The 25,114-nt window shown below is 43.6% G+C and carries 19 protein-coding genes and 1 CRISPR repeat array; of the genes, 13 read left to right on the plus strand and 6 right to left on the minus strand.

Features of this window, described 5'->3' with window-relative positions:
• Positions 1–70: 70 nt before the first annotated feature.
• Positions 71–403: a sporulation initiation factor Spo0A C-terminal domain-containing protein gene (locus BLCOC_RS12130; RefSeq protein WP_018596174.1), complete on the minus strand. Its 333-nt coding sequence runs from the start codon at positions 401–403 to the stop codon at positions 71–73.
• Positions 404–753: 350 nt separating this feature from the next.
• Here BLCOC_RS12130 and BLCOC_RS12135 point away from each other — a divergent pair, with 350 nt between their 5' ends.
• From BLCOC_RS12135 to BLCOC_RS12145, 3 genes are read left to right on the plus strand one after another with little or no spacing between them, the layout of a single operon-like run.
• Positions 754–2,148: an efflux RND transporter periplasmic adaptor subunit gene (locus BLCOC_RS12135; protein WP_115622316.1), complete on the plus strand. Its 1,395-nt coding sequence runs from the start codon at positions 754–756 to the stop codon at positions 2,146–2,148.
• Between the two features lie 14 nt (positions 2,149–2,162).
• Positions 2,163–4,208, plus strand: a complete 2,046-nt coding sequence (locus BLCOC_RS12140) for an efflux RND transporter periplasmic adaptor subunit (RefSeq protein ID WP_115622317.1) — start codon at positions 2,163–2,165, stop codon at positions 4,206–4,208.
• Positions 4,209–4,264: 56 nt separating this feature from the next.
• Entirely contained in the window at positions 4,265–5,518 is a 1,254-nt protein-coding gene (locus tag BLCOC_RS12145; RefSeq protein ID WP_029469384.1) for an ABC transporter permease, read from the plus strand.
• A gap of 145 nt (positions 5,519–5,663) precedes the next feature.
• On the opposite strand, the gene BLCOC_RS12150 is transcribed toward BLCOC_RS12145, so the two are convergent.
• Positions 5,664–6,299 (minus strand): lactate utilization protein, encoded by a 636-nt coding sequence (locus BLCOC_RS12150; RefSeq protein ID WP_029469383.1) that lies wholly within the window; start codon positions 6,297–6,299, stop codon positions 5,664–5,666.
• Between the two features lie 155 nt (positions 6,300–6,454).
• Between BLCOC_RS12150 and BLCOC_RS12155 the strand changes: the two genes are divergently transcribed.
• The 8 genes from BLCOC_RS12155 (at position 6,455) to tsf (ending at position 17,134) form a co-directional block, all read left to right on the plus strand.
• Positions 6,455–7,330 carry a DegV family protein gene (locus BLCOC_RS12155; RefSeq protein ID WP_026255570.1) on the plus strand — a complete coding sequence of 292 codons (876 nt, stop codon included), beginning with the start codon at positions 6,455–6,457 and terminating at the stop codon, positions 7,328–7,330.
• 9 nt (positions 7,331–7,339) lie between these two features.
• Positions 7,340–9,106: an arginine--tRNA ligase gene (gene argS, locus BLCOC_RS12160; RefSeq protein WP_115622318.1), complete on the plus strand. Its 1,767-nt coding sequence runs from the start codon at positions 7,340–7,342 to the stop codon at positions 9,104–9,106.
• 173 nt (positions 9,107–9,279) lie between these two features.
• The gene (locus BLCOC_RS12165; protein ID WP_165907253.1) at positions 9,280–10,917 is read left to right on the plus strand and encodes a serine/threonine-protein kinase; all 1,638 of its coding nucleotides are present in this window, start codon (positions 9,280–9,282) and stop codon (positions 10,915–10,917) included.
• Positions 10,914–12,365: a hypothetical protein gene (locus BLCOC_RS12170; protein WP_115622320.1), complete on the plus strand. Its 1,452-nt coding sequence runs from the start codon at positions 10,914–10,916 to the stop codon at positions 12,363–12,365. Before BLCOC_RS12165 ends, BLCOC_RS12170 begins: the two co-directional genes overlap by 4 nt.
• A gap of 24 nt (positions 12,366–12,389) precedes the next feature.
• Entirely contained in the window at positions 12,390–14,342 is a 1,953-nt protein-coding gene (locus BLCOC_RS12175; RefSeq protein WP_018596184.1) for a fructose-bisphosphatase class III, read from the plus strand.
• Positions 14,343–14,357: 15 nt separating this feature from the next.
• Positions 14,358–15,185 carry an alpha/beta hydrolase gene (locus tag BLCOC_RS12180; protein ID WP_115622321.1) on the plus strand — a complete coding sequence of 276 codons (828 nt, stop codon included), beginning with the start codon at positions 14,358–14,360 and terminating at the stop codon, positions 15,183–15,185.
• Positions 15,186–15,387: 202 nt separating this feature from the next.
• On the plus strand, positions 15,388–16,128 hold the full coding sequence (gene rpsB / locus BLCOC_RS12185) for a 30S ribosomal protein S2 (protein WP_029469379.1): 741 nt from the start codon (positions 15,388–15,390) through the stop codon (positions 16,126–16,128).
• A 73-nt stretch (positions 16,129–16,201) separates the two neighbouring features.
• On the plus strand, positions 16,202–17,134 hold the full coding sequence (gene tsf, locus BLCOC_RS12190; protein ID WP_018596187.1) for a translation elongation factor Ts: 933 nt from the start codon (positions 16,202–16,204) through the stop codon (positions 17,132–17,134).
• A 241-nt stretch (positions 17,135–17,375) separates the two neighbouring features.
• Here the strand turns inward: tsf and BLCOC_RS12195 are convergent, their stop codons facing one another.
• Positions 17,376–18,305, minus strand: coding sequence for an alpha/beta fold hydrolase (locus BLCOC_RS12195; RefSeq protein WP_029469378.1), 930 nt, complete (start codon positions 18,303–18,305; stop codon positions 17,376–17,378).
• A gap of 179 nt (positions 18,306–18,484) precedes the next feature.
• Positions 18,485–19,177: a flavodoxin family protein gene (locus tag BLCOC_RS12200; protein WP_115625387.1), complete on the minus strand. Its 693-nt coding sequence runs from the start codon at positions 19,175–19,177 to the stop codon at positions 18,485–18,487.
• Positions 19,178–19,576: 399 nt separating this feature from the next.
• Here BLCOC_RS12200 and cas6 point away from each other — a divergent pair, with 399 nt between their 5' ends.
• On the plus strand, positions 19,577–20,485 hold the full coding sequence (gene cas6, locus BLCOC_RS12205; protein ID WP_115622322.1) for a CRISPR system precrRNA processing endoribonuclease RAMP protein Cas6: 909 nt from the start codon (positions 19,577–19,579) through the stop codon (positions 20,483–20,485).
• A gap of 408 nt (positions 20,486–20,893) precedes the next feature.
• A CRISPR array of direct repeats spans positions 20,894–21,519; the repeat unit is 32 nt; unit sequence GTCACTTCCCTTGTGGAAGTGTGGATTGAAAT.
• 171 nt (positions 21,520–21,690) lie between these two features.
• Here cas6 and BLCOC_RS12210 read toward each other — a convergent pair.
• Together BLCOC_RS12210 and BLCOC_RS12215 are read right to left on the minus strand one after the other, a co-directional pair.
• A complete protein-coding gene (locus BLCOC_RS12210) occupies positions 21,691–22,932 on the minus strand; it encodes an IS256 family transposase (RefSeq protein ID WP_115622323.1) in 1,242 nt (413 codons plus the stop codon).
• A gap of 774 nt (positions 22,933–23,706) precedes the next feature.
• Positions 23,707–24,432 carry a LytR/AlgR family response regulator transcription factor gene (locus tag BLCOC_RS12215; protein WP_115622324.1) on the minus strand — a complete coding sequence of 242 codons (726 nt, stop codon included), beginning with the start codon at positions 24,430–24,432 and terminating at the stop codon, positions 23,707–23,709.
• A gap of 303 nt (positions 24,433–24,735) precedes the next feature.
• Here BLCOC_RS12215 and BLCOC_RS12220 point away from each other — a divergent pair, with 303 nt between their 5' ends.
• Complete coding sequence (locus BLCOC_RS12220) at positions 24,736–25,092, plus strand: DUF2304 domain-containing protein (RefSeq protein WP_018596195.1); 357 nt, start codon at positions 24,736–24,738, stop codon at positions 25,090–25,092.
• Positions 25,093–25,114: the final 22 nt, after the last annotated feature.

Raw genomic sequence — 25,114 nt, forward strand, 5'->3', positions numbered from 1 at the left:
AGATTATTTGCTATATTGAAAGGGCATCTACGCAGAAGCTGTAGATGCCCTTTCAATATAAAGGAAATTTTTATTCCTCATCTTTATGATTTCTCACATAATAAGCGAGCATGGAAATAAATTCTCCGGTGGTAGGCTTGCGCTGCAGTTCATATCCGGCAATGCGGTCCAGCAGCGTTCGGTTGCCTTCATTCCAGCATGTGGTGATAACCGTACGAAGTGACCGTTCGATCCTTGTGCTGGTGGAATGGAAATGTTTCGCGACATCCGGATATAATTCTTTGGTTATGTACAGCAGATATTCTTCATTTCTAACTGCCAGTTCAACTGCATAAATAAGGAAAGAATAGCCCCGATATATGGAGCAGATACCAAGACGGTGAACAAGACTTTCCACGTTCATAAAATACCCCCTTCATTTGTATTATTTTATTAATAATAAGAATAACTTAAAAAGTCATAAAAATATCTGATTAGATAAAAATAGATATATTTCGTTAAATAAAGATATGATTCGACGAAATACGACAAAAAGACGACTTTATATTATATACGAAATCAAAACACAAATGATTACATAAAGATTTCAAAAGGTTATAAAAAGTTAAAAGACAGAATCTTTAAAATCTGTTATACTTTGTGTAAAGTTGTTTTCAGGCAATGATTTCATTGTCGAAGGCGATTCTGTATGGATTTTTCTCATTAATGTAAGGAGACTGAACACTTACAAATAAAAGAATCAGGGGGAAATGTATGAATAAAAAAAATAAAATTCTCATCGGAGCAGGCGTTGTTCTGCTGGCAGGTGTGATCGGTACGGGGATTTACATGCAGCGGGGAAAGGGAGAGGACAAAAGTACAGAACTGGCTTATGTGACCAGTGTCTCTTCTATGGACCCGTCTTCTCAGGTTCAGCGGATGGCTGGCGTGGTGGAACCGCAGAAGACATGGGAGATCCAAAAGAATGCGGAAAGAGAAGTAAAAGAGATCCTTGTGGAAGTGGGCAGCGAGGTTGAGGTGGGAACAGCCCTTTTTATCTATGACACAGAGAGTCTGGAAGCAGATCTGCAGCAGGCACAGTTGGATCTGGAACGGGCGGATACGGACATGGAAAACCTGCGCAGTCAGATCGCACAATTGGAAAAAGAAAAGAAATCCGCTTCTGAGGATGACCAGTTTTCCTATACAACCCAAATCCAGACAGCACAGATGGATTTGAAAAAAAGTGAATACGAGCGTAAAGGCAAAGAGGTTGAAATATCACAGATACATGAAAAAATAGCCAATTCCACTGTCACCAGTGAACTGCAGGGTGTTGTGAAAAGCATTAATGAAGGCAATGAGACAGATGCTTACAGCGGCAATCCACAGGCATTTATGACAATCCTGGCAACAGGTGTATACAGGGTGAAGGGGAAAGTAAACGAACAGAATATAGGAGCTGTTCAGGAAGGTACAAAGGCAGTTATCCGTTCCAGAGTTGATGAGAGCAAGACGTGGAGCGGAACCTTTACAGCTGTTGATACGGAAAACAGAGAGGGAAACAACAATAACATGATGTACGGAGGCAGCAGTGACAGCGGTGAGATGATGTCCTCCTCCTATCCCTTTTATATAAACCTGGACTCCTCTGACGGTCTTATGTTAGGTCAGCACGTATATATAGAAAATGATACGGGAATGGAGAAAAGAGAAGGCATATGGCTGGATGAAGGATTTATCATGGATTTGGACGAGCAGCCTTGTATCTGGGTGGAAAATAAAGACGGAAAGCTTGAAAAACGCCAGGTAACTCTTGGTGAACACGACGAGAATCTGTTCCAGTATCAGATCAAAAGCGGCCTGAAGGTAAATGACTATATTGCGTTTCCTCAGGAATTCTTAAAAGAAGGAATGAAGACAACACACGAAGAAATTCCAATGAACGATCAGACAACAATGCCTGCAGAGGGAGAGATACCTGAGGGTTCTGAAGCCCTTCCACAGGCAGGAGACGGGGCAGATGTACTTCCCGCAGAAGGGGAAGCGGGAGGTGCTGACTTTGAAGGAAGTGCCCCGGAAGGAGAAGCCGGTGCTCCGGAAGGTGAGGCCGGTGCAGCAGGTACGGATGGGGAGACAGCACCCGGTCCGGAAGGTGAGGCGCAGTAGAGGGGAGGATTCAAATGAAGGCGAGAAATAAAAAAATAATTATTGCCGTCATCTGTGTAGGCGTGGCAGCGCTGGCAGGCACAGGAATCTGGTATGGCGTAAAAAAGATGGATCAGACCAAAGTGGACGTCTATCCCGTGGCTGATCTAAAGCAGCAGATATGGGGAATGAGTACCAGCATTGACGGGACCATATCCTCCAGTGTGACACAGGAGGTCCATCTGATGGACAAACAGATCGTGGATCAGGTCTATGTTCAGGAAGGGCAGGAAGTGGTTGAAGGAACCCCTCTTCTCTCATATGATATGACTTTGGTCAACATTGATCTGGAAATGGAAAAGATAAACAAAGAACAGCTTCTGGTCAAGAAAAAGGGGCTGGAAAAAGAATTGGAGAAACTGAAAAATGCCAACATAATCCCTGACAGCCAGAAGTCAGAGGCAGGCGGTGAGGGCTCCGGCGGTAATATAGTTGGAGCCGGCAGCAAAGCGGGAATACTTCCTCTTGGTTTAAAAGAGACAAATACAGGAACAGGCGGACGATGGGAAGCGTCGTTTAGCAAAATGGCGACTTCTCAAAATGCGGGAAGAACAGCGGATTCCGGTGAACAGGGAAATTCGGGCAATTTGGATGATCCGGGAAATACAGATAATCCAGATAATCCGGGCACCCCAGATGATCCGGAAAATCCTGGAACCCCAGAAAATCCGGAAGAACCGGAAAATCCTGGAACCCCAGAAAATCCGGAAGAACCGGAAAATCCGGGAACCCCAGAAAATCCAGAAGAACCGGAAAATCCTGGAACCCCAGATAATCCAGATAATCCAGACAACCCGGGTGACCTCCAGAAACCGAGCAAACCAGTGCCATCTATGGTATACGATAAACTTTACGGAGACATTACTCTTGAAACAATACCCGGCCAGAAAATAGAAAATGCCATTCCCTATAAAGGAACAGGTACAAAGGAAGACCCGTATTACTATCTTTGTAAAAAAGACGTAAAGATACAGGGAGCCTTTTTGAATCAGATAGCAGGTTACGGAACTTCTAATACCAAAGAAAAAGAGCCGGTATATTGTATCCTGGAAGTCAGAGACAAGGATGACAAGGATGGATTTCTCATAGCAGCGCTTTGTCTTGACGGAAGTAAGATAACCCAGTTGGCAGCACCGGAGAAATGGTATCTGACTCACCTGGGAACTTATACAGAGGAAGAGCCTCAAATTCCAGACGAGGAAAATCCGGATGGTGATGACGGGGAAGAGTTCCCTGATGACTGGGATTTCATGGAGGAGATCCCTCAGGATGATATCATAGATGGCTACACACAAGATGAACTGAACAAAGCAATCACTGAAAAGAAGAAAGAGATAAAGACTGCAGAACTGGATATTCGGGGCAGCAGCCTGAAAATACAGAATGTAGAGAAAAAGCTGGAAAATCAGACAGTAGAATCTATTCTGAATGGTGTTGTTAAAAAAGTGGGGGATCCCGGAAAAGGTGAAGTGGACGGGGAGGCATTTCTGGTTGTGGAGAGTTCTGAAGGCAGTTATGTGAAAGGTCTGGCAGATGAGTATCAGCTTCAGCAGCTCCAGCCAGGCTCAGTTCTGACCGGATTCTCATATGAATCAGGGCTTCCCATCGAGGCGGAAGTGAAAGAAATATCTAATTTTCCGTCCTCCAATAACATGTATGGCTACGGCCGTGAGGTGTCCTATTATCCCTTCACTGCGTATATTAAAAACAGTGACGGACTTAAAAATATGGAGGGCGTCAGCCTGGATCTTCCCTCAGAGACAGAGAATCCCGCAGGTCTTTATATCAGCAAGGAATATGTGAGGAATAAAGACGGCAAAGACTTTGTCTATGTGGAGGGCAAGGACCATAGGCTGGAAAGACGAAACGTTCAGGTGGGAAAAAATTTCTACGGCAGTATGCTGGAGATTAAAAATGGCCTTACGGAGGAGGACCATATCGCTTTTCCATATGGCAAGAAGGTAAAAGAAGGTGTCAAGGTTAGACGTGCAGCTATAGAAGACCTTTACAGCATGTACTAGTAGTTCATTATGAAAGAGGAAGATTTTATGAACTACCGGAGGAGAGAGGATAGAACATGGTAGAAAATATTAGATTGTCCTTCCAGGGACTCTGGGCTCACAAGATGCGCTCTTTTCTCACTATGCTGGGCATAATCATTGGGATTGCATCTCTGATTTCCATTGTGTCCACGATCAAGGGAACCAGTGAGCAGATTAAAAAGAACCTGATTGGTGAAGGTGATAATGTTGTGGATATCACCCTGAATGAGGGCAGCAACATTTATCAGATGGAATATCAGGGGATACCCCAGGGAGTGCCGGTTATCACAGAAGAGCAGAAACAGCAGATCCTGGCTCTGGATCATGTAGAAAATGCGTCACTCTACAGACTGCGCCAGTATGCGGACAGTATTTATTATCAAAATCAAAGCATGGACGGCGGCAAGGTACTTGGAGTGGACAAGGATTATTTAGACACCTGCGGATATCAGATCGTCCGTGGGCGGGGATTTTCCCAAAAAGATTTTTCCAATTTCCGCAAAGTGATTCTGCTGGATGAGACCGCTTCCAACAATTTTTTTGAAAAAGGAAGGGAAATCGGCAAAACCATAGAGATAAAAGGGGAACCTTTTACCGTTGTGGGGATCATAAAAAAATCAGATGAATATGAGCCGGTCATTAACAGTATAGAAGACTATTATACGTACTACAGCAATGACAGCGGGATGATCCTGATGCCGGATACAGCGTGGCCCATTGTGTATCAATACGATGAACCACAGCAGGCAGTCATCCGGGCAGCCAGTCCGGAGGCCATGAGCAAAGCAGGCAAGAAGACCGCAGAAATCCTGAATACATCCATAACATCTTCATCAGACTCTATCAAATATAAGGCAGAGGATATTATGGAGAAGGCAAAGGGGCTTCAGCAGATCAGTGAGAATACCAACCGGCAGCTTATCTGGATCGCCAGTATTTCCCTTTTAGTGGGCGGTATTGGTGTTATGAATATTATGTTGGTGTCTGTAACGGAACGTACCGGTGAAATCGGCCTGAAAAAAGCCATCGGTGCCAATAAGCGCAGAATCTTGGGTCAGTTCTTGACCGAAGCAGCAGTGCTTACCAGCGTAGGCGGCGTTTTAGGTGTGGCAGCAGGTTTTATCCTGTCAAAAGTGATATCCAGAATATCCCAGACACCTATGGTCATCAGCATCCCGGCAGCAGCAGCAGCAGTGGTGTTTTCCATGATCATCGGTCTGGTATTTGGTTTACTGCCATCTATAAAAGCGGCAAATCTAAGTCCGATAGAAGCACTGAGAAGAATGTAAGAAAATATAAGAAATCCGGCAGCTTATCTGTATGAGCAGCCGGATTTCTTTGTCAGAAAATGTGGAATTTACTAATCAAAAAATGCAATATTTACTAAATTAAAAAAAGTAAGATTTACTAATTAGAAAATGTGAAATTCATCAATCAGAAACCGTAAGATTCGCCAATGAGAATGACTGTGATCCTGTCCTTTACACGGGAACGTCTTGTGATAACCGTTTGACAGCAGATACAGTCAGGGCTTTGGCAGTCCCCACAGACACCTGTCTTAGAACACGGTGTGTTTGCCCCTACACGGATACTGTTGGGCGGTGCTGCTATATTGCGGACTCGTCGGATCCCGTCCTCTTCTGAGACGGACACTTTATTCATTCCCGCAACTACGATCACATGCTGGGGACCTGTGATCAGACAGGCTACGCGGTTTCCCATACCGTCCACATTGATCAGTTCGCCGTCCAGAGTGATGGCATTGGTGCCGGTGAGAAAATAATCCGCGGTCACGATCTTTCCATAGAGCGCCCTGGCCTCTTCAGGTGTTTTGGCGTTCTTTCGGTCAAGCAGTATGTAGTCTTCCTGTTTCAAAACATCCATCACACCTGTCTCCACCAGTGTTTCTGAACCGCCCCAGGTTACGGTAGAGCTGTGGGGAATAAGCTGACAGATGAGTTCTCTGGCTTCCCGGGCATTTTTACAGTAATACCCTTTCATATTCCTTTTTTCCAGATTTGTTATGATAGTTTTTGCTGTGTTGGCATATGATTCTGTTTGAAATGACATGATGATCCTCCTTATCAGTATTTTATCTGAAATCTATTATAACATGCAGTGATTTTTTCGTCAAAATTTTCCCGGAGGAGACATTGTATTTAACTCCGGTCTATGATATTATTAAAAATAGTAACCCAAAATGGGGAAAAGGAGTCAAAGAAGCAATGGAAAAAAAGAAGATTGCAGTTGTGACGGACAGTAACAGCGGCATTACCCAGCAGTACGCCGGGGAGCTGGGAATTACAGTTCTTCCGATGCCTTTTTATATTAATGAACAGCTTTTCCTGGAGGGGATCACTCTCAGCCAGGAGGATTTTTATGAGCGGCTGGCTCAGGACGCGGATATTTCCACATCCCAGCCGTCTCCCGCTGATGTTCTGGAGACCTGGGAGCGGCTGCTCACGGACCATGATGAGATTGTACACATCCCCATGTCCAGCGGTCTCAGCAATTCCTGCCAGACAGCATTTGTGCTGGCCAGAGAATATAAGGGACGTGTACAGGTGGTGGATAACCAAAGGATTTCTGTTACCCAGAGACAATCCGTGCTGGACGCGCTTGCGCTTGCAGAGGCTGGGAAAAATGCAGTTGAGATCAAGGAAATTCTGGAAGCCGAAAAAGGAGAGTCCAGTATCTATATCACTCTGGAGACACTGAAGTATTTAAAAAAAGGCGGCAGGATCACACCTGCGGCTGCTGCACTGGGCACTGTGCTGAATTTAAAGCCGGTCCTGCAGATCCAGGGGGAGAAGCTGGATGCTTTTTCAAAAGCCAGGGGTAAAAAGCAGGCAAAGCGTGTGATGGTCAAAGCCATGGAGGAAGATCTGAAGAGCCGGTTTAAGGACCATAAGAAAAAAGGCCTCATGTGTCTGGAGGCGGCCTATACCGGCAATGAAGAGGAAGCTCTCGAATGGAAAGCGGAGCTTGAAAAGCATTTCGGCATGGAAGTGCATATGGACCCTCTGTCCCTGAGTGTTGCCTGTCACATTGGACAGGGTGCTCTGGCCGTGGCAGTTTCTAAAAAAGTAGAAGTGGAGTAGTGAACAGTTATGAAGAAAATCATCGAATGCATGGAAGCAGTCATCAAAGACGCATTCACAGCTTCCGGATATGACGAAAAATTTGCCCGTGTGAATGTATCCAACCGTCCGGATCTATGCGAGTATCAGTGCAACGGAGCCATGGCAGCAGCCAAGACATATAAGAAAGCACCTATCATGATTGCAAACGATGTGGTTGAGAAAATAAAAGAGAGTGAAATGTTCAGCCAGGCAGAGGCCGTGAATCCGGGATTTATCAATCTGAAGCTGAACCCTGTGTTTCTGGCATCTTATCTGAACGATATGCAGGCGGACGAGAACCTTTCCATTGAAAAAGCAAAGTCTCCCAAGACTATTATTATTGATTATGGCGGACCGAATGTGGCAAAACCGCTGCATGTGGGACATCTACGTTCAGCAATCATTGGTGAGAGCTTAAAACGGATGGGCCGTTTCCTGGGACACAGAGTAATTGGTGATGTGCATCTGGGTGACTGGGGCCTGCAGATGGGTCTGATCATCACAGAGTTAAAAAAACGTTCTCCGGAGCTTGTGTATTTTGATGAGTCTTATGAAGGGGAATATCCGGCAGAGGCACCGTTTACTGTCAGCGAGCTGGAGGAAATTTATCCCACAGCCAGCGGTAGATCAAAAGAAGATGAGAATTATAAAAATGAGGCTCTGGAGGCTACATTAGAACTTCAGCAGGGCAGAAGGGGATACCGCGCTCTCTGGAAACATATTATGGAAGTGTCTGTTGCTGACCTGAAAAAGAATTATGAGAAACTGCATGTGGACTTTGACCTTTGGAAAGGGGAAGCGGATGCAGACCCGTATATACCGGATATGGTGGCATATCTGAAAGACAATGGATATGCATATCTGGATCAGGGAGCACTTGTGGTAGATGTAAAAGAGGAGTCCGATGCAAAGGAGATACCGCCCTGTATGATCCTCAAATCAGACGGCGCATCTCTTTATAACACTACGGATCTGGCTACCATTGTCCAGCGTATGGAGGATTATCACCCGGATGAGATGATCTATGTGGTGGACAAGCGTCAGGAACTGCATTTTATCCAGGTATTCCGCTGTGCGAAGAAGGCAAAACTGACAGATGAGAAGACAGAACTTGCGTTTGTGGGATTCGGAACCATGAACGGCAAGGACGGCAAGCCTTTCAAGACAAGAGAAGGCGGAGTCATGCGTCTGGAACGCCTCATAAGTGAAATCAATGAGGAAATGTATAAGAAAATCGTTGAGAACCGCAGTGTAAAAGGTGATGACGCGAAAAAGACAGCCGAGATGGTAGGGCTTTCCGCAATCAAATATGGAGATCTGTCGAATCAGGCTTCCAAGGATTATGTGTTTGACGTAGAACGTTTTACATCCTTTGAGGGCAATACGGGACCATATATCCTGTATACCATCGTGCGTATCAAATCCATCCTGGAGCGCTACCGGGAGGAGGGCAGGAACCCAGAAGAAGGTACAATGCTTCAGCCGGCAAATGCCAGCGAGAAGGCATTGATGCTGGAGCTTTCCAGATTCAATTCCGTGATCGCGCCTGCTTTTGAGGAGAAAGCGCCCCATAAGATATGCTCCTATATCTATGACCTGGCAAATGCTTTCAACAGCTTTTATCATGAAACAAAGATTCTCAGTGAGGAGAATGAGGCACAGAAAACTTCATGGATCCGCCTGCTGGTTCTGGCAAGAGATGTACTGGAGACATGCATTGATCTGCTGGGATTTGAAGCACCTGAGAGAATGTAAACTGACATTATGTGGACGGTTCCGCTGCATACGGCGGAACCCCCCAATATATATTTGATCTCTGTAACTGTGCAGTTTCTTTACAGTTACGGGAAATTCTTGGCATATCTGCCGAACATTCCATTTTTGAAAATATTGTAAATATGATAACCATTTAAGAGGTGATGCTGTTCATGTATGAGGAAAAGTGTCTTCTCGGAGGCCGTTACCGTCTGGAAAAAGTCCTGGGAAAAGGCGGACAGGGAAAGGTATACCTGGCCTTTGACATGAAGCTTAGAAAATATTGGGCTGTGAAAAAAATTCCTGACGGCAGCAGCAGGGAAGCGGAGATCATGCGGCATCTGGAGCACCCGGCACTTCCCAGGATCACGGATGTACTGGAGGAGAACGGATACCGCTATCTGGTCATGGACTATCTGGAAGGGTTCACCCTGGAGGAGATAAAGAAAAGCGGAAAAAGAATACCTTGGAAAAAAAGGATAAAGTGGGCTATACAGATTTGCAGTCTGCTGGAATATCTTCATGGTCCGGCAAAGGGAATCATTTACCAGGATATGAAGCCATCCAATCTGCTGGTGCACATTTCAGGTGATATGAGGCTTCTTGATTTCGGGATTGCTTTTTTATCAGAACGGGGCAGCGGTGTAGAGAACAGCCATAGTGCAGAGAGCAGCCACAGTGCAGAGAACCGCAGGGGCATGGTCGGTTACGGAACACCTGGTTTTGCCGCGCCGGAACAGTTTCTGGGGAATGCAGAAGAGAGGACTGACATTTATGGGCTTGGGGCTATCCTGCTTTACATGGAGCAGAAGGATGAGGGCAAGTCGAAGCTGCATAAAAAGTGGAGACAGATTGCGGAAAAATGTATGGAAACTTCCATGGGGAAAAGGTATAGGAACATCAGCGCAGTGAAAAGGGAACTGCAGAATCTGGAAGACTGGACACAGAACAGAAAACGTGTCCGGGCAGGCTCCATTTTTCTGGCCGTGGGGCTTTTGCTGCTGTTAGGTGCCCAGGTCAGGAGGCAGGAGCTGCTGCTTGACGCGGGGAGACTGCTGGGTATCCGGGAAGGGACCGGTCTTTTGGATACGGCGGATTACGGGGAAGCGCGCAGGTATTTCCTGAGAGAACAGGAGGGGACAGAAAAAGGAGAGATGTACCGTATCATCCTGGACACCATAGAGGAGATGCCAGTAAAAGCAAACTGGGAAGAGGCAAAGAAGGCCATGAAGGCATTGGAAAACAGCGAGGGTACTTCCTGGGAAAAGGCCGGGGAAGAGATATTTCTGGCAAATGTTGTACAGGCATACGATACGGAGCTTGGATACGCAAAAAAAGAGGGCACAAAAAAAGCCCGGGATCTTCTTCGTCAGGCTGAAATAAATGTAAAAGAGAATATAAGAAAGACATATGCGCCTGTATACCTCATGGAAATCTGGTATCAATTGGCAAAGGTCTGTGAGAAACTGGATGATTCGGTACAGAGCATAAACTATTATAAGCTTATCCTGAATGAAAAAATACCTGTGGACCTGGAACAGGAAGTCCGCCTCTCGGCAGCGGCCATGTACCGACAGATGAAAAATTACAGCGAAGCGGAAAAATGGTATGAGAACTATCTACGGGATTATCCCAGGGACGCAGAAGCTTATTGCGCCTATGCCCTCATGGAGGCAATGGAACGTGGAAACTGGCAAAAGGCAGAACATCTGCTTTCTCTTATGGATCAAAGAGGAGCAGAAAAATCGGGCTTTAACAGTGAAAAAATAAAGAGCAGAATCAATGAAGTGACAAAGGAGGAAACAGAATGAAGAGAAATTTAATGTTTATGGCAGCGGCAGTCATTTTATTATATTCATGTACTGCGGTTTCTGTATTGGCTTCGGAAACGGATAGAGATGCACATAGAGATATGGATAAGGAATTGCCGGAGATAACACAGATCGTGGAACTGCGGAAAGGAGAGGAACTTTTCCTGCCTGACAACGGCTTTGTGCAGATAAAAGATGAACGCATTGCCTGTACAGGAAGCAATGGAAATATAGAAGCGCTGGAGGAAGGGGAGACAGAGGTGGTGGTCCGTTATAGAATTCGGGTAAAAAATACAGTCCCAAAAGAAGAGACGGATAGTACACATTCGGATAAAAATGGGAAAGAAAACGATGCTTTGGATAAGGTGGGAGAAGAAGAAAAAGATGCAGAAAAAGGCGTACAGGGAATAGAAGGAGGCAAGTCGGATACGGAAAGTAACAAGTCTGATACAGAAGGAGGTAAGTCTGACACGGAAGGAGGTAAGCCAGATACGGAAGAAGATAAGTCTGACACGAAAGGGGATAAGTCTGACACGGAAGAAAGTAATCCAGATACGGAAGAAGGTATGTCGGATACGAAAGGAGGTAAGCCAGATACGGAAGGAGGTAGATCAGATACAGAAGTAGGTAAGGGAAAAGATGTGTATAATATAGAGAATGGGAAAAATGGATCCGAGAAGAAACAAAAGACTAACGGCCAGTCGTCCCTGCATTCCATGACGGAGATAGAGATTCCCGATTGCAGATGCCCTGTTGTCACCCTTGCAAATCTGAAAAATCTCTCATCAAACAACAGCCGAGTGGCGCCATGTATTATAGTGCAGGATGAAAATCTTGACAAAAGCAGTGTGAAGATCCGGCTTACGGGGAAACGCACAGGTGAGAGGAATATTTCATTCCAAAAGGAAGAGAACAGGGATGGCCTGTCACTTACCCTGGATCCGGTGACAGAAGATGACGAATATATACTTATATGCCGGGCTTCTGACACATACGGTAACCAGACAGAGCAGCGTTTTCTCTTTTCCGTCAATCAGTCGGGTACAAGTTTTTTATTCGACAGGGAGGAGAGTACATACAGCACAGGATTTTCCCCGGAGATTACCCTGGACAATACAGATGCCATACAGATCATTTCCTGCGCGGTGAACGGAGAACCTGTGCTCTATGAGTGGGAGGAAGGAAAATTGAGGATTCCCACCAAATGTTTGAAAAGCGGCAAAAACAGAATTACTCTTTCTGTCAGAGATACAGCGGGCAATATAAATGACATGGAGCCATGGGATTTTATCATGCCGTTGAAAGAAGACGCTGAAGCAGATACAATGCCCGGACCTGAGGCAGTGAAAATGCAGAAAGAAAATCCGGCGGGAATTATTTTTTTACTGATTGGAAGTGTTCTTGTTTTCTGGGAGAAGAAAATGTGTTACAATGGCAGCATGGATTAATCTATAAATATTGGGGGAAATCAAATGGAAAAATTGGAACACAAATATCTCGAGCGCCTTTCTGAATTATATCCCACCATTGCCAAGGCGTCTACGGAGATCATCAATCTGCAGTCAATTCTCAATCTGCCCAAGGGAACCGAACATTTCCTGACGGATATCCACGGGGAATATGAAGCGTTTTCCCATGTGCTAAAAAATGGTTCTGGTTCTGTGAGACGGAAGATCAATGAGGTATTTGGTCATACACTCAATGAGCAGGACAAGCGTTCCCTGGCAACACTGATTTATTATCCAAAAGAGAAGATGGAGCTGATCAAAAAGACTGAGGAAAATATGGAGGATTGGTATAAGATCACATTATATCGTCTCATTGAGGTATGTAAACGTGTGGCATCCAAATATACCCGTTCCAAAGTACGCAAAGCTCTGCCGCCTGATTTTGCCTATGTCATTGAGGAGCTTATCACTGAGAAACCAGAACTTAATGACAAGGAAGCTTATTATGAGCAGATCATTGAAACCATCATAGCAATCGGAAGGGCAGAGGTGTTTATTATAGCCCTTTCAGAGCTGATCCAGCGTTTGGTTGTGGACCATCTGCATATTCTCGGGGATATTTATGACAGAGGCCCGGGGCCGCACCATATTATGGATAAGCTGGAGGAGTATCATTCCCTGGATATTCAGTGGGGCAACCATGACATTGTCTGGATGGGAGCAGCGGCAGGACAGCGCTCCTGCATTGCCAACGTGATCCGTATCTGTGCCCGCTACGCGAATCTGGATCTTCTGGAAGACGGGTATGGCATCAATCTGCTGCCATTGGCTACCTTTGCCCTGACATATTATCAGGAGGACCCCTGTGAGTGCTTTAAGATCAAAGGCGGTAATACACTCAATCCGGCAGAAACTGTGCTGAATATGAAGATGCACAAAGCCATTTCTATTATTCAATTTAAATTAGAAGGCCAGCTTCTTATCAGGAGAAAAGAGTTCCATATGGCAGACAGGGCTTTGCTGGATGATATCAATTATGAGGATGGAACCATACGCCTGTATGGAAAAGAATATAATCTTCTAGACCATGCGTTTCCTACTGTGGACCCGGAAAATCCCTATGAACTGTCCAAAGAGGAAGAGGAGGTCATGGAACGTCTTGTCTCTGCTTTTGCCAATTGTGAGAAGCTCCAGCGCCATATGCAGCTCCTGCTGAAAAAAGGAAGTCTGTACAAGGTATATAATAACAACCTGCTCTATCACGGCTGCGTACCTCTCAACGATGACGGCAGTTTTAAAGAAGTTGAAATATATGGCAGGACCTATAAGGGAAGAGAACTCTATGATGTGCTGGAATCCTATGTGAGAAAAGCATTTTTTGCCCTGGACAAAGAAGAAAAGCAGCGGGGCAGGGATATTCTGTGGTTTATCTGGAGCAGCCCGGCCTCCCCGCTGTTCGGTAAGGATAAAATGGCTACGTTTGAACGGTATTTCCTGGCAGAAAAGGAAACGCATGTGGAGAAGAAAAATTCTTACTACAGGCTTTTGGAAGATGAGAACGTAGTGGATAATATTTTTCGGGAGTTCGGGATCGAGGGGGACTGCTGCCATATTATAAACGGCCATGTACCTGTGCATCACACGTCAGGGGAAAGTCCTATTAAATGCGGCGGCAAGGTGCTGGTCATTGACGGGGGATTTTCAAAGGCATATCAGAAAGAGACAGGAATAGCTGGATACACACTGATCTATAATTCCTGGGGAATGATCCTGGCGGCTCATGAGCCGTTTACTTCAGCAGAGGATGCCATCACAAGGGAGAGCGATATTCTCTCTGACAGCATTTTGGTAAAACGTACCTCTCTGCGAAAAACAGTGGGAGATACAGACAACGGACATCACCTTCAGGAGAGCATTGACGAACTGAAACAACTGCTGAAGGCCTACAGAAACGGCCAGATAATCGAGAAGGAATAAGAGGAGAATAAGAGTATGATACATGAGAAGATTCCCATTCAAATGTCCGGGTCTTCAAAAGAGACACATTTGACAACTTATATTTTGGATGCTTATGAGGAGCAGCCGGAAGATCTGGTACGCCCTTTCATATTAATCTGTCCCGGCGGTGCGTACCGTTTTACCGCTGACAGGGAAGCAGAGATGATCGCCCTGCAGTTTAACAGCATGGGATACCACGCGGCAGTTTTGCGTTATTCCTGTGCTCCCTGTGTATTTCCCACAGCCCTGACCGAAGTGGCACGTTCTGTGCAGATGATCCATGAACAGGCAAAAGCGTGGCGTGTAGATACCGATAATATCTTTGTCATGGGATTTTCTGCGGGAGGACATCTGGCAGCCAGCTTTGGTGTCTTTTGGAACAGGGATTTTCTGCGGGAAGCTGTGGGGTGCAGTAAAGAGATATTAAAAGTAAAAGGATTGATCCTCTGTTATCCTGTCATTACATCACGGGAAGATTACGGACACCTGGAAAGTATCCATAATCTGCTGGGCAGTGAATACGAGGAAAAGAAAGCAATGATGGCGCTGGAGAACCAGGTGGATATCCATGTGCCCCCTGCTTTCATCTGGCATACCTTTGAAGATCAGAGTGTGCCTTTCCAAAATTCTCTTTTATTTGTGGAAGCTATGGGAAAAGCAGGCGTTCCGGCAGAATTCCATCTCTACCCAAAAGGCAGCCATGGTCTTTCCCTGGCAAATGAAGTTCTGATGCGTACAGATGGCACCGGAGTACAGGAGGAGTGCCAGAGTTGGATGCCGCTTCTGCGCACCTGGCTTTGGAATGCCTGTGGCAGAAAGTGAGTAAAAGCAGTATAAACCTTGTAAAAATAGGAAAAAATCTTAAAAACAGCTTGCAACATATGGGAAAGCTATGCTATAATACCAACGTTGCAAAATACCCACGTCTATGAATACCAAAGGACGGTGCCTGCGGACAAGCGTCCGACAGTGTCCCTGCGGAGAGGAAATAGACGGAAGAAAACAACCAAAAAGGAGAAAAAACATGAGTGTTATTTCAATGAAACAGTTACTGGAAGCAGGTGTTCATTTCGGACATCAGACCAGAAGATGGAACCCTAAAATGGCGCCTTACATCTACACAGAGAGAAATGGTATCTACATCATCGACCTGCAGAAATCTGTAGGAATGGTTGATGACGCTTACAAAGCAGTTGCAGACATCGCAGCTGACGGCGGCACAATCCTGTTCGTAGGAACAAAAAAACAGGCTCAGGATGCTATCAAAGTAGAATCAGAGCGCTGCGGAATGTTCTATGTAAACGAAAGATGGTTAGGCGGAATGCTGACAAACTTCAAGACCATCCAGAGCAGAATCGGAAGACTGAAAGAGATCGAAGCTATGGAAGCTGACGGAACTTTCGATGTACTGCCGAAAAAAGAAGTTATCGAGCTGAAAAAAGAGCAGACCAAATTAGAGAAGAACCTGGGCGGTATCAAAGAAATGAAGAAACTCCCGGATGCCATCTTCATTGTAGACCCGAAAAAAGAAAGAATCTGCGTTCAGGAAGCACATACATTAGGAATTCCGTTGATCGGTATCTGTGATACAAACTGTGATCCGGAAGAACTGGATTACGTTATCCCGGGCAATGATGATGCCATCAGAGCCGTAAAATTAATCGTTTCCAAAATGGCAGATGCTGTTATTGAGGCTAACCAGGGTGCTGCAGAAGACAGCGAGATCTTCGAGGAAGCAGTTGAAGAGGAAGCAACAGAGGAATAATCCAAAGCGCCTTGGCTGTACTGCCAAGGCGGTTCTTTAGAAAAAACCAATAAAATTCAGGAGGAATATCACGATGGCTATTACAGCAGGAATGGTAAAAGAATTAAGAGAAATGACTGGCGCCGGCATGATGGACTGCAAGAAAGCTCTTGCGGCAACAGAAGGCGATATGGATAAAGCAGTTGAATTCCTGAGAGAAAAGGGACTTGCTACTGCACAGAAGAAAGCAAGCCGTGTTGCAGCAGAAGGTCTGTGCAAAACTCTTGTATCTGCTGATGAGAAGAAAGCAGTTGTTGTAGAGGTTAATGCAGAGACAGATTTCGTTGCTAAAAACGAAAAATTCCAGGGCTATGTTGCACAGGTTGCAGAGCAGGCTATGGACACAGAAGCTGCTGATATTGAAGCTTTCTTAGCCGAGGCTTGGAAATTCGATACAACAAAGACTGTTCAGGAAGCTCTGGCAGGTCAGATTGCTGTTATCGGCGAGAACATGAACATCAGAAGATTCACAAAAGTAAGCGAAGAAAACGGTTTTGTTGCATCCTACACACACATGGGCGGTAAAATCGGAGTTCTGGTTGACGTTGAGACAGATGTTGTCAACGACGCTGTAAAAGAGATGGCTAAAAACATCGCTATGCAGGCAGCAGCTCTGAAACCTCTGTACACAAACAGAAATGAAGTGTCCCAGGAATATATCGAGCATGAAAAAGAAATCCTGACAGCAGCAGCTAAGAACGAAAAACCAGATGCCAATGACAAAATCATCAGCGGTATGGTTATGGGACGTATCAACAAAGAGCTGAAAGAAATCTGTCTGTTAGATCAGGTTTATGTAAAAGCAGAAGACGGAAAACAGACTGTTGCTAAATATGTAGAAGAAGTTGCAAAAGCAAACAATGCAAAAATCGCGGTAAAAGGCTTCGTTCGTTTTGAGACTGGCGAAGGTATTGAAAAGAAGGAAGAAAATTTTGCTGAGGAAGTTGCTAAACAGATGGGCAACTAAGCGAAGTTTGCAATAAACTTTAATGCAAGTATTTGAAAGGTTCCGAAAGCTTTATAAACACTATATTTTCTAGTGATTGTAAGGTTTTTTGGGCCTTTTTTCTTGTTAAAAGAGTTGATGGGGAGTCGTGGGTATTCCTTTTGTCATTTGTACTTTCTGTATTGGTTTCTTTTGTTTTGCAAAATACAGAGTCTCCTATGAATTTTATATTATCATAGAAGACTCTGTAAGATATTTTCGTTTAAATATCAAGTATTCCGTTCATAAATGCAATGATTCCGGCCTCAACGTCATCCTTAATATCGCTGTAATTATGTATTTCATGGCGATATCCCGAATAGACCTTGGTTATCACATTATGGCCGGTATCACACAGCCAGTTTGAGACTTCATAGATTCCTTTTCCATATTCTCCTACGGGATCCTGATCACCTCCGATATTGTAAAATGGAAGAGATTTTGGTACTTTTTCAGCCCACTGTATACCTTCTACCGCCATCATCATTTGGGTGAAATCAAAGAGTGAGCGGTTACTGGTGGGTTTCGTAAAAGCGTCAAAAGGATCTTCTGCGTGGTCGCGCTGTACATAAGGGTCAGCACAGATCCATTCATTTCCGATTGTGACATCATCGCATCGCTCGCACATCCATCCCATTAAGATGCCTGTGAATTCCGGATCAGAGTCCATTCCCCGCCCGTCATCCAAGGATTTTTTGAGAAGCTCAGCAGCATTATCTGCGCCTCTGAAGATTCCTGTTGTACCACAGATGGTAACACCTGCCAGATCATCTCCATATTTTGCGGCATAATCTCTGGCAATAAAAGATCCCATACTGTGACCGAAAATGAAATATGGAAGATTTGGATATTTCTCACAGACTACTTTTTTTAGTGTATGTTCGTCCTCCATCATAGTGCGGAAACCCGCATCACCCCAATCACCCCATACACCGCTGACCGTTGCCGTTTTTCCGTGTCCTACATGGTCGTCGGCAGCTACAATGTAACCGGCATCCATGAATTTTACGATCATGTGCAGATATCGCCTTGAATGTTCCCCGAATCCATGAATGATCTGTACAATTCCTTTTGGTTTGGCAGCCGGGGCATAAATCCACCCCTGCACCTGGTCACGTTTGTTGTAAGATGGAAAGCTTACTTCATGCAGCATAAAAATACACCTCCATTATGATAAAATTTATAACTACTTTTATTGTAAAGGGCAGAGATGGATGTGTCAAACGGATTCGGATTTATATATACTTAATAGAAAAGAAGATATTGGTCTGGATTTGACTGAAAAAATAAACTGTTGACCTGGGGAAGAGGGTTTGCCGAAAGTTGAAATATTCATAACTTCCATGGACGGTTTTTCCCATTCCACCCTTTCTTATTCCAGTAATTTACATCTGCATCGTTCCATCCTTTTTTCTGTATAAAACGCATGAGGTGAAAAAATGCTTTGGTTTTGATGCCAGGTGATACATGCCCCAGATTCATTTTGATTTTTTTAGCCAAGACAGTGGTTTTTTTGTCAATGCGACTTTTTAGTTTGGAATCCACGGTATTCCATGATACTGCTGCAACACCTACACCATATTTATAAGTTTTGGCAATGCCCCAAAAGAAGGTGCTATCAGCCATATCTTTGGTTGTACTTTTCATGCCCCCACCAGCAGCGGTAGATATACATACTGCCTGTTTTTGGAACATTTTTTCTTCTGGTCGGTGTACCATCCATCTATATCCATAATGATCTAAAAAAACTTTCATTGCTCCTGTTACGTGATATACGTATACAGGGCTTGCCAGTATGATCACATCCGCACTATCTAGAGATTCAGTAATATATTTTAAATCTTCATAATGAGGACATAAGATTTCTGACTTTTCAAAACAGTTTGTGCATCCGATACAAAAAGAGTGGAAATCCCTGGGCAGAAAAAATTCAGTGACTTCACCGTCCAATTTTTCATAAAGCATTTTAGCAATATGATATGTTGAACCTTTATGGTTTTGACCATGTATAACAGTAATTTTCATTTTATATTTCCTTTCCATTTTATAGGTACCGATTCTTGTATTCACATTATAACATGCTTTGAATATAGGATGTTTCATTTTATTTTATGTTGTGACAAAGATCTTTAGTATCTTAGTTGCTTTTAGAAGGAGATTTATGGAGGAGCTTTTATTTTAGAACAAAAGAATCTTAAGATCGCAGGCTATGTCGGAGGTGGACTGATGCTGTCTCTGTTTTACAAACAGAAGACAGGTGTACCACGAAGTGTCTTGTTGTATAAAATCTACATTTTAATGTGCTATGTACAGTAACGGATAAAAGTCATAACAGAATTTAAATAGAAATTAAAAAGGTTTTTCTTTTGGAAAATATAGGATATAATGTAATAAAATAAACCGTAATCGGGCCGGGGAGGAAATATGTTCGAGTTCATAAATATTTTAACATTGCGTGCAACATATGAATGTCAGGAAGAAGGCAGGCTTCCTTCTTATTTGGGTTCTACTATAAGAGGAATTTTAGGGCATTGTATCCGGGATTTCTGCTGTGAATATCCTGCTAAAAGATGCTTTCAATGTGAGAAAAAGAAAGGATGTCTCTATGTTCAATGTTTCAGTAATACCGGTGGGGAGGCAGGCGCAGTAAACCCATATGTGTTGTATGTACACGGAGAAGGAAGGGAGATATGGAAGAAAGGTGACTTATGCGTTTTTGATCTTACATTACTCGGAAGAGGAGGAGAAAGAGCAGGCGTATATTTAGATGCCCTGTTGGCAGCAGAGCAGAAAGGATGGGGAGCAGCAAGACTTTCCTTTCGGTTGATGCAGGTGATTGATTCAGGGTCGGGTAAGGTGATCTATGCCGGGGGAAAGAGCTGGATTCGTAATCTATCTCCCAGACCACTGCAGACAGCAGGCAGAAATGCATCTTATGCAAGCCTGTTTTTTGATACACCGCTTAGAATTGTATCAGGAGATAAGCTGTTTGATAAGCTCCCTTTTGAAACCTTCATGCAGTTTCTTATCCGCAGAATATCACTTCTGACAAAAGCATACACGGATTATCAATTGGAGTGGAATGAGGAGGAACTGCTGAACCAGGCCAGAAAAATCAAAACTTTAGATGAATACTGGAGGGAAATACCTTTCACCAGGTATTCTATGAATCAAGAAGAAGGAAAGCTAAAACTTCCATCCAGAACAGGCTGGGTGCTTTATGAAGGAGATTTATCAAGTTTTGTGCCGATTCTGGAAGCTGGTAAATTTTTGCGTGTTGGCAAGGGGGCTACAATCGGCTTTGGACACTATGAAATTTCTTATGATAAATAGAGGAAAGAATGAAAAGATAGTTTAAAATCGTAGTTTACGTATTTAAATAAAGTATATTTGGAAATTGCTTATTTATCATTTTTAAGCAGAATAGAATGAGTCTAAATTATCAGCCCATTATTCGGTGGTGTTTCCATGGACTTCAATAAGGACTTCATTATTGCGGCAGTTCATATTGAAGGTAATAGGATAGGGACTCGGAGTTATAAGAGTTTTATAAATGTCAGGTGCGAATATGGAGTGAACATAGTTTTCCAGGGAGACTCGCACCTGAAAAAAGTATAAAAATGTGTAGTTATGGCGAATTTATGGATTATATTTCAACTTAAGGTTGCATTTTTTAGAGAAAAAGGTTAGAATTTAGTGGAAAGATACAATATTTATATAGTGATATTGTGCATTTTTGCGGTCACTTCCCTTGTGGAAGTGTGGATTGAAATATGGGTTGCACATGTGCATCCTCAGAGAACATATCGTCACTTCCCTTGTGGAAGTGTGGATTGAAATATGGCTGGACTGCCGGCAGACTTCCTGGAAGTGGGTCACTTCCCTTGTGGAAGTGTGGATTGAAATGCACATGACATCAAAATATCTCTTGTACTCCTCCGTCACTTCCCTTGTGGAAGTGTGGATTGAAATATAACTCCGGCGGCGCAACTGGCGGGAAGCGTCGCGTCACTTCCCTTGTGGAAGTGTGGATTGAAATCCTACGTCCATGCTCCGCACTACAACAACAAAAGTCACTTCCCTTGTGGAAGTGTGGATTGAAATTTTTCAACTAATTTTGATTTTGGATTGAATTATGTCACTTCCCTTGTGGAAGTGTGGATTGAAATATTGTACAGGGGACGGAATACAAGGAAAACGGCCAGTCACTTCCCTTGTGGAAGTGTGGATTGAAATCCTTACTGCTACCGTCCAGGGAATTATAGGTATGTCACTTCCCTTGTGGAAGTGTGGATTGAAATTTGATACAGAGGGCTGCGAAGGAGGACATGATTGGTCACTTCCCTTGTGGAAGTGTGGATTGAAATACTTGACTAATCCGAGGGTATGAAGAAAAGTCTGTAAATAGGATTCTTCTATGATAAGACTTGGTGGAATGCTTAGAAATTAGGTATTCCACCTTTGTTTTATATATACCATCCAGAGGATGGCATGTCAATAGCAGGCGGCTTTTCCGCCTGTTTTAACCAAACTGTTTTTTATTCTGGAAGCCGTCCCTCATACATAATACTCAGTTCACCGTAGACCTGGCCCCAGTTCCGGATGGTGGTAGTCCACCTTTTTGTTGCTTCAAAAGTGGCTAGATACAGGGCTTTCAGCAGCGCTGTATCGCTCGGAAATACACTTCTCTGCTGGTTTAATTTCCGATACGTGGAATTCAGGGATTCTATGGCATTGGTCGTGTATATGACCTTCCGGACATCTGCTGAAAACTTGAAGATCGGAGAAATAGAATCCCAGTTATCCTTCCAGCGTTTCATGGAATTCGGATATTTTGGTGTCCATTTCTCTGTTACCCTCTCAAGGGCTGCCAGAGCTTTCTTTTCGTCTGGCGCCTGATAGATTGTCTTCAGATCCGTTGCAAAAGCCTTCCTGTCTTTATCCGGAACATATTTCAGGGTATTTCTTACTTGATGGACAATACAGCGTTGATATTCTGTTTTGGGGAAGGCAGCCGCGATGGCTTCTTTGATCCCGGCCAGACCGTCGGCACAAAGGATCAGGATGTCTTTTACACCCCGGTTTTTTAATTCATTCAGAACAGAAAGCCAATATTTAGAGCTTTCATTATCTCCAACCTGAATGGTAAGGACTTCCTTTTTTCCTTCCGTATTGATCCCCAGGATCACATATGCCGCTAGTTTGCGGATCACCCCGTTATCCCGGACAGAATAGTGGATCGCATCGATAAAAAGGATCGGATATACTTCATCTAAGGGACGGTTCTGCCAGTCTTCGATCTGAGGAAGGATCTTATCTGTTACATCAGAAATAAATCCTTCCGAAGTTTCAAAGCCGTAAATATCTTCGATCGTTTCAGAAATCTGTCGGGTGGTCATCCCTTTGGCGTACATAGAAATGATCTTCTGATCAATATCTGAAATATCTTTCTGGCGTTTTTTTACGACCTGAGGCTGAAAAGTGGATTTGCGATCCTGAGGGACCTCAATCTCCATGGTACCATAACTGCTGTTTACGCGTTTGCGTTTGTAGCCATTTCGGTAATCCTCGTTATCAGAGCGTTCAGATTTTTCATATCCCAGATGATCCTCCATTTCTGCTTCCATCATTTCTTTGATTGTTCCACCCAGAAGATCTTTCAGAGCATCCTGAATATCTTCAGCTGTCTGAATATCGTATTCTTCCAGGAGCTGATGGATAATGTTACGTTTTCCTTCTGTCATTTGTACCCGATGTACAGGTTTCTTCTCTCTTGCCATAATAAAAGGCCCTCCTATGATTATTTTGATTTTATCATAGAAGAACCCTTCAATCACATATTTACAGAAAAAGTTTCACACTCCCACTAATCCTCCGTATCTCCCCTATAATAGTCACTTCCCTTGTGGAAGTGTGGATCGAAATCAGCAACAGCAGTTTACGTTCCCCATTGACACCTGTCACTTCTCTTGCGAAAGTATCGGCTGAAAGAAGTAAAAAGGATATTATTTGTATGTAATACGAACATCACCTCCCATGCACAAGTGTAGATCACAACTGTCTAACCATTGTCCACCATATATCTATTTGAACGTACTAACCATATAAAATCGAAAATTTGCATTATAAAAATTAAATAGAATATTTCCGGACATTCAAAGCCGCTTCCTTTACAGAGTACAGTTTCATAGCCCTATTCTATCGGCACGCAATTTACTATAAAAAGCTGAATTTAAAAACCTACACATATAAAACTATAAAAATAAGTTACCAAAGGGAAGTTAAAATGGTGATTGCCACAAGAAATGATATTTTCACAAAAATTCATGAGCATAGAAATCAATACGAACATCACCCTGGGTAAGACAAGGAATCTTCACTCTATTCTGCAGAAAAAAATACTCCTTTTTGATAAGGATCACCATACTGGATTCTTACCGAAAAGGAGTTATTTATACCCCAAAGCTTAACAGCTCTGTCATTACACATTCGGTTATAACAAACGATGTATTCAAACTGTCAAAAACCAAAACCGCATCAGTGATTCCACCCGCCTAAAACAACCATTCTTCTCTCTCTCGTTGAAATAGGTAACTATTGAACTGTTTCTCAATGTTTCCCCGGTCTCGTTTTCGGAAGGGAACAGCTTCCCCGGTGTCCATGATAAAATTCAGGTTATGTATCTTCACTGCGCGGTCCATATTGACCATACAGCCGCGGTAGCAGGACAGAAACTGGATATATGGCAAAAGGAGCTGCTCTAGTTCTGCAAAAGAGAGGCGCAGCCGCAGGATTCCCTGTCTGTCGGTATGTATCTGTACATAATGTTCATCGCGGTCACACCACAGGATTTCTCTGAGGAGTATTTTCCTGCCGCCAATACTGATAAAACGTGCATTTCGGAGTTTTATCATGTTCACCAATTCCATAGTTCTTGAAAAATCTTTGAATTTATAAGGCTTCACCAGATAACCGCTGGCCCTGACCTCGTAGCTGTCCAGGGCGTGGTCACGGCTGGTGGTGATAAAGACAAGTGCAACCAGATTGTCGGACTCACGAATCTTTTTGGCAGTGTCTATGCCTGAGATTCCATTCATATACTGATCTATAAAAATCATATCATATGTTTCCGGAGAAAAATTCTCCAGAAATAATTCTCCGCTGTCAAATTCATCAATCTGAGGGTGTTCACCTGCAAAATTTTCTCCGATATATCGGAAAAGATTTTTTTTGATCTCGTCCCTGCAAAATGCAAGGTCGTCAACAATTGCAAATCGCATAATATATTCCCTCTTTCTGTATTGTAAAATATAAATTCGTTAATCATTATCGCAGAAATATTATCACTGTGTCAACAATTTCCGGAGAAAATTTAGCTAAACGCTAAAACAGGCCAGAAAATGCAAAAACAAGCCAACCTGTTGAAAATGGTCACAGAATCAGATATTTTAAAATTGAGCAAGTATTAGTATTCATTAACATTTAACAAGCAAAAGTGCAGGAAGAGATAAAGCATGCAGGTGAAGCACCGGTTGCTTATCTGGGACAATTAATACGAAAAGTATGCAGGGAGGCGGAGACATATGGGTTGGATTTTAAAAATATTTGCTGTATTGGTGGGAGTTTTTATGATGTGTATGGTCACCAGGACGGCAAAACAGAAAAAAATGAATGAAGTGCAGTCTATTTTTTGGTTTATAGGGGCCATAGGTATCATCTTTATGGGGCTGTTCCCCGGCGTGCTGGCATGGATGGCCAATATACTGGGGGTTTGGTGGGCACCGGCAATCCTGATTTTTTTTCTGATCGTGCTGCTTTTATTCATAGGCTTTAATCACGCCAAGGAAATCTCCATACTGAAAGCAGAGGTAACAGAATTATCCATGCAGGTCAGCCTGCTGAAATATGAAAAGGAACAAAGAGAAGCCAAAGAATCATAAATCGGGAACAACAAAAGGAATG

The organism is Blautia coccoides, assembly GCF_034355335.1.
GTDB classification, from domain to species: domain Bacteria; phylum Bacillota; class Clostridia; order Lachnospirales; family Lachnospiraceae; genus Blautia; species Blautia producta.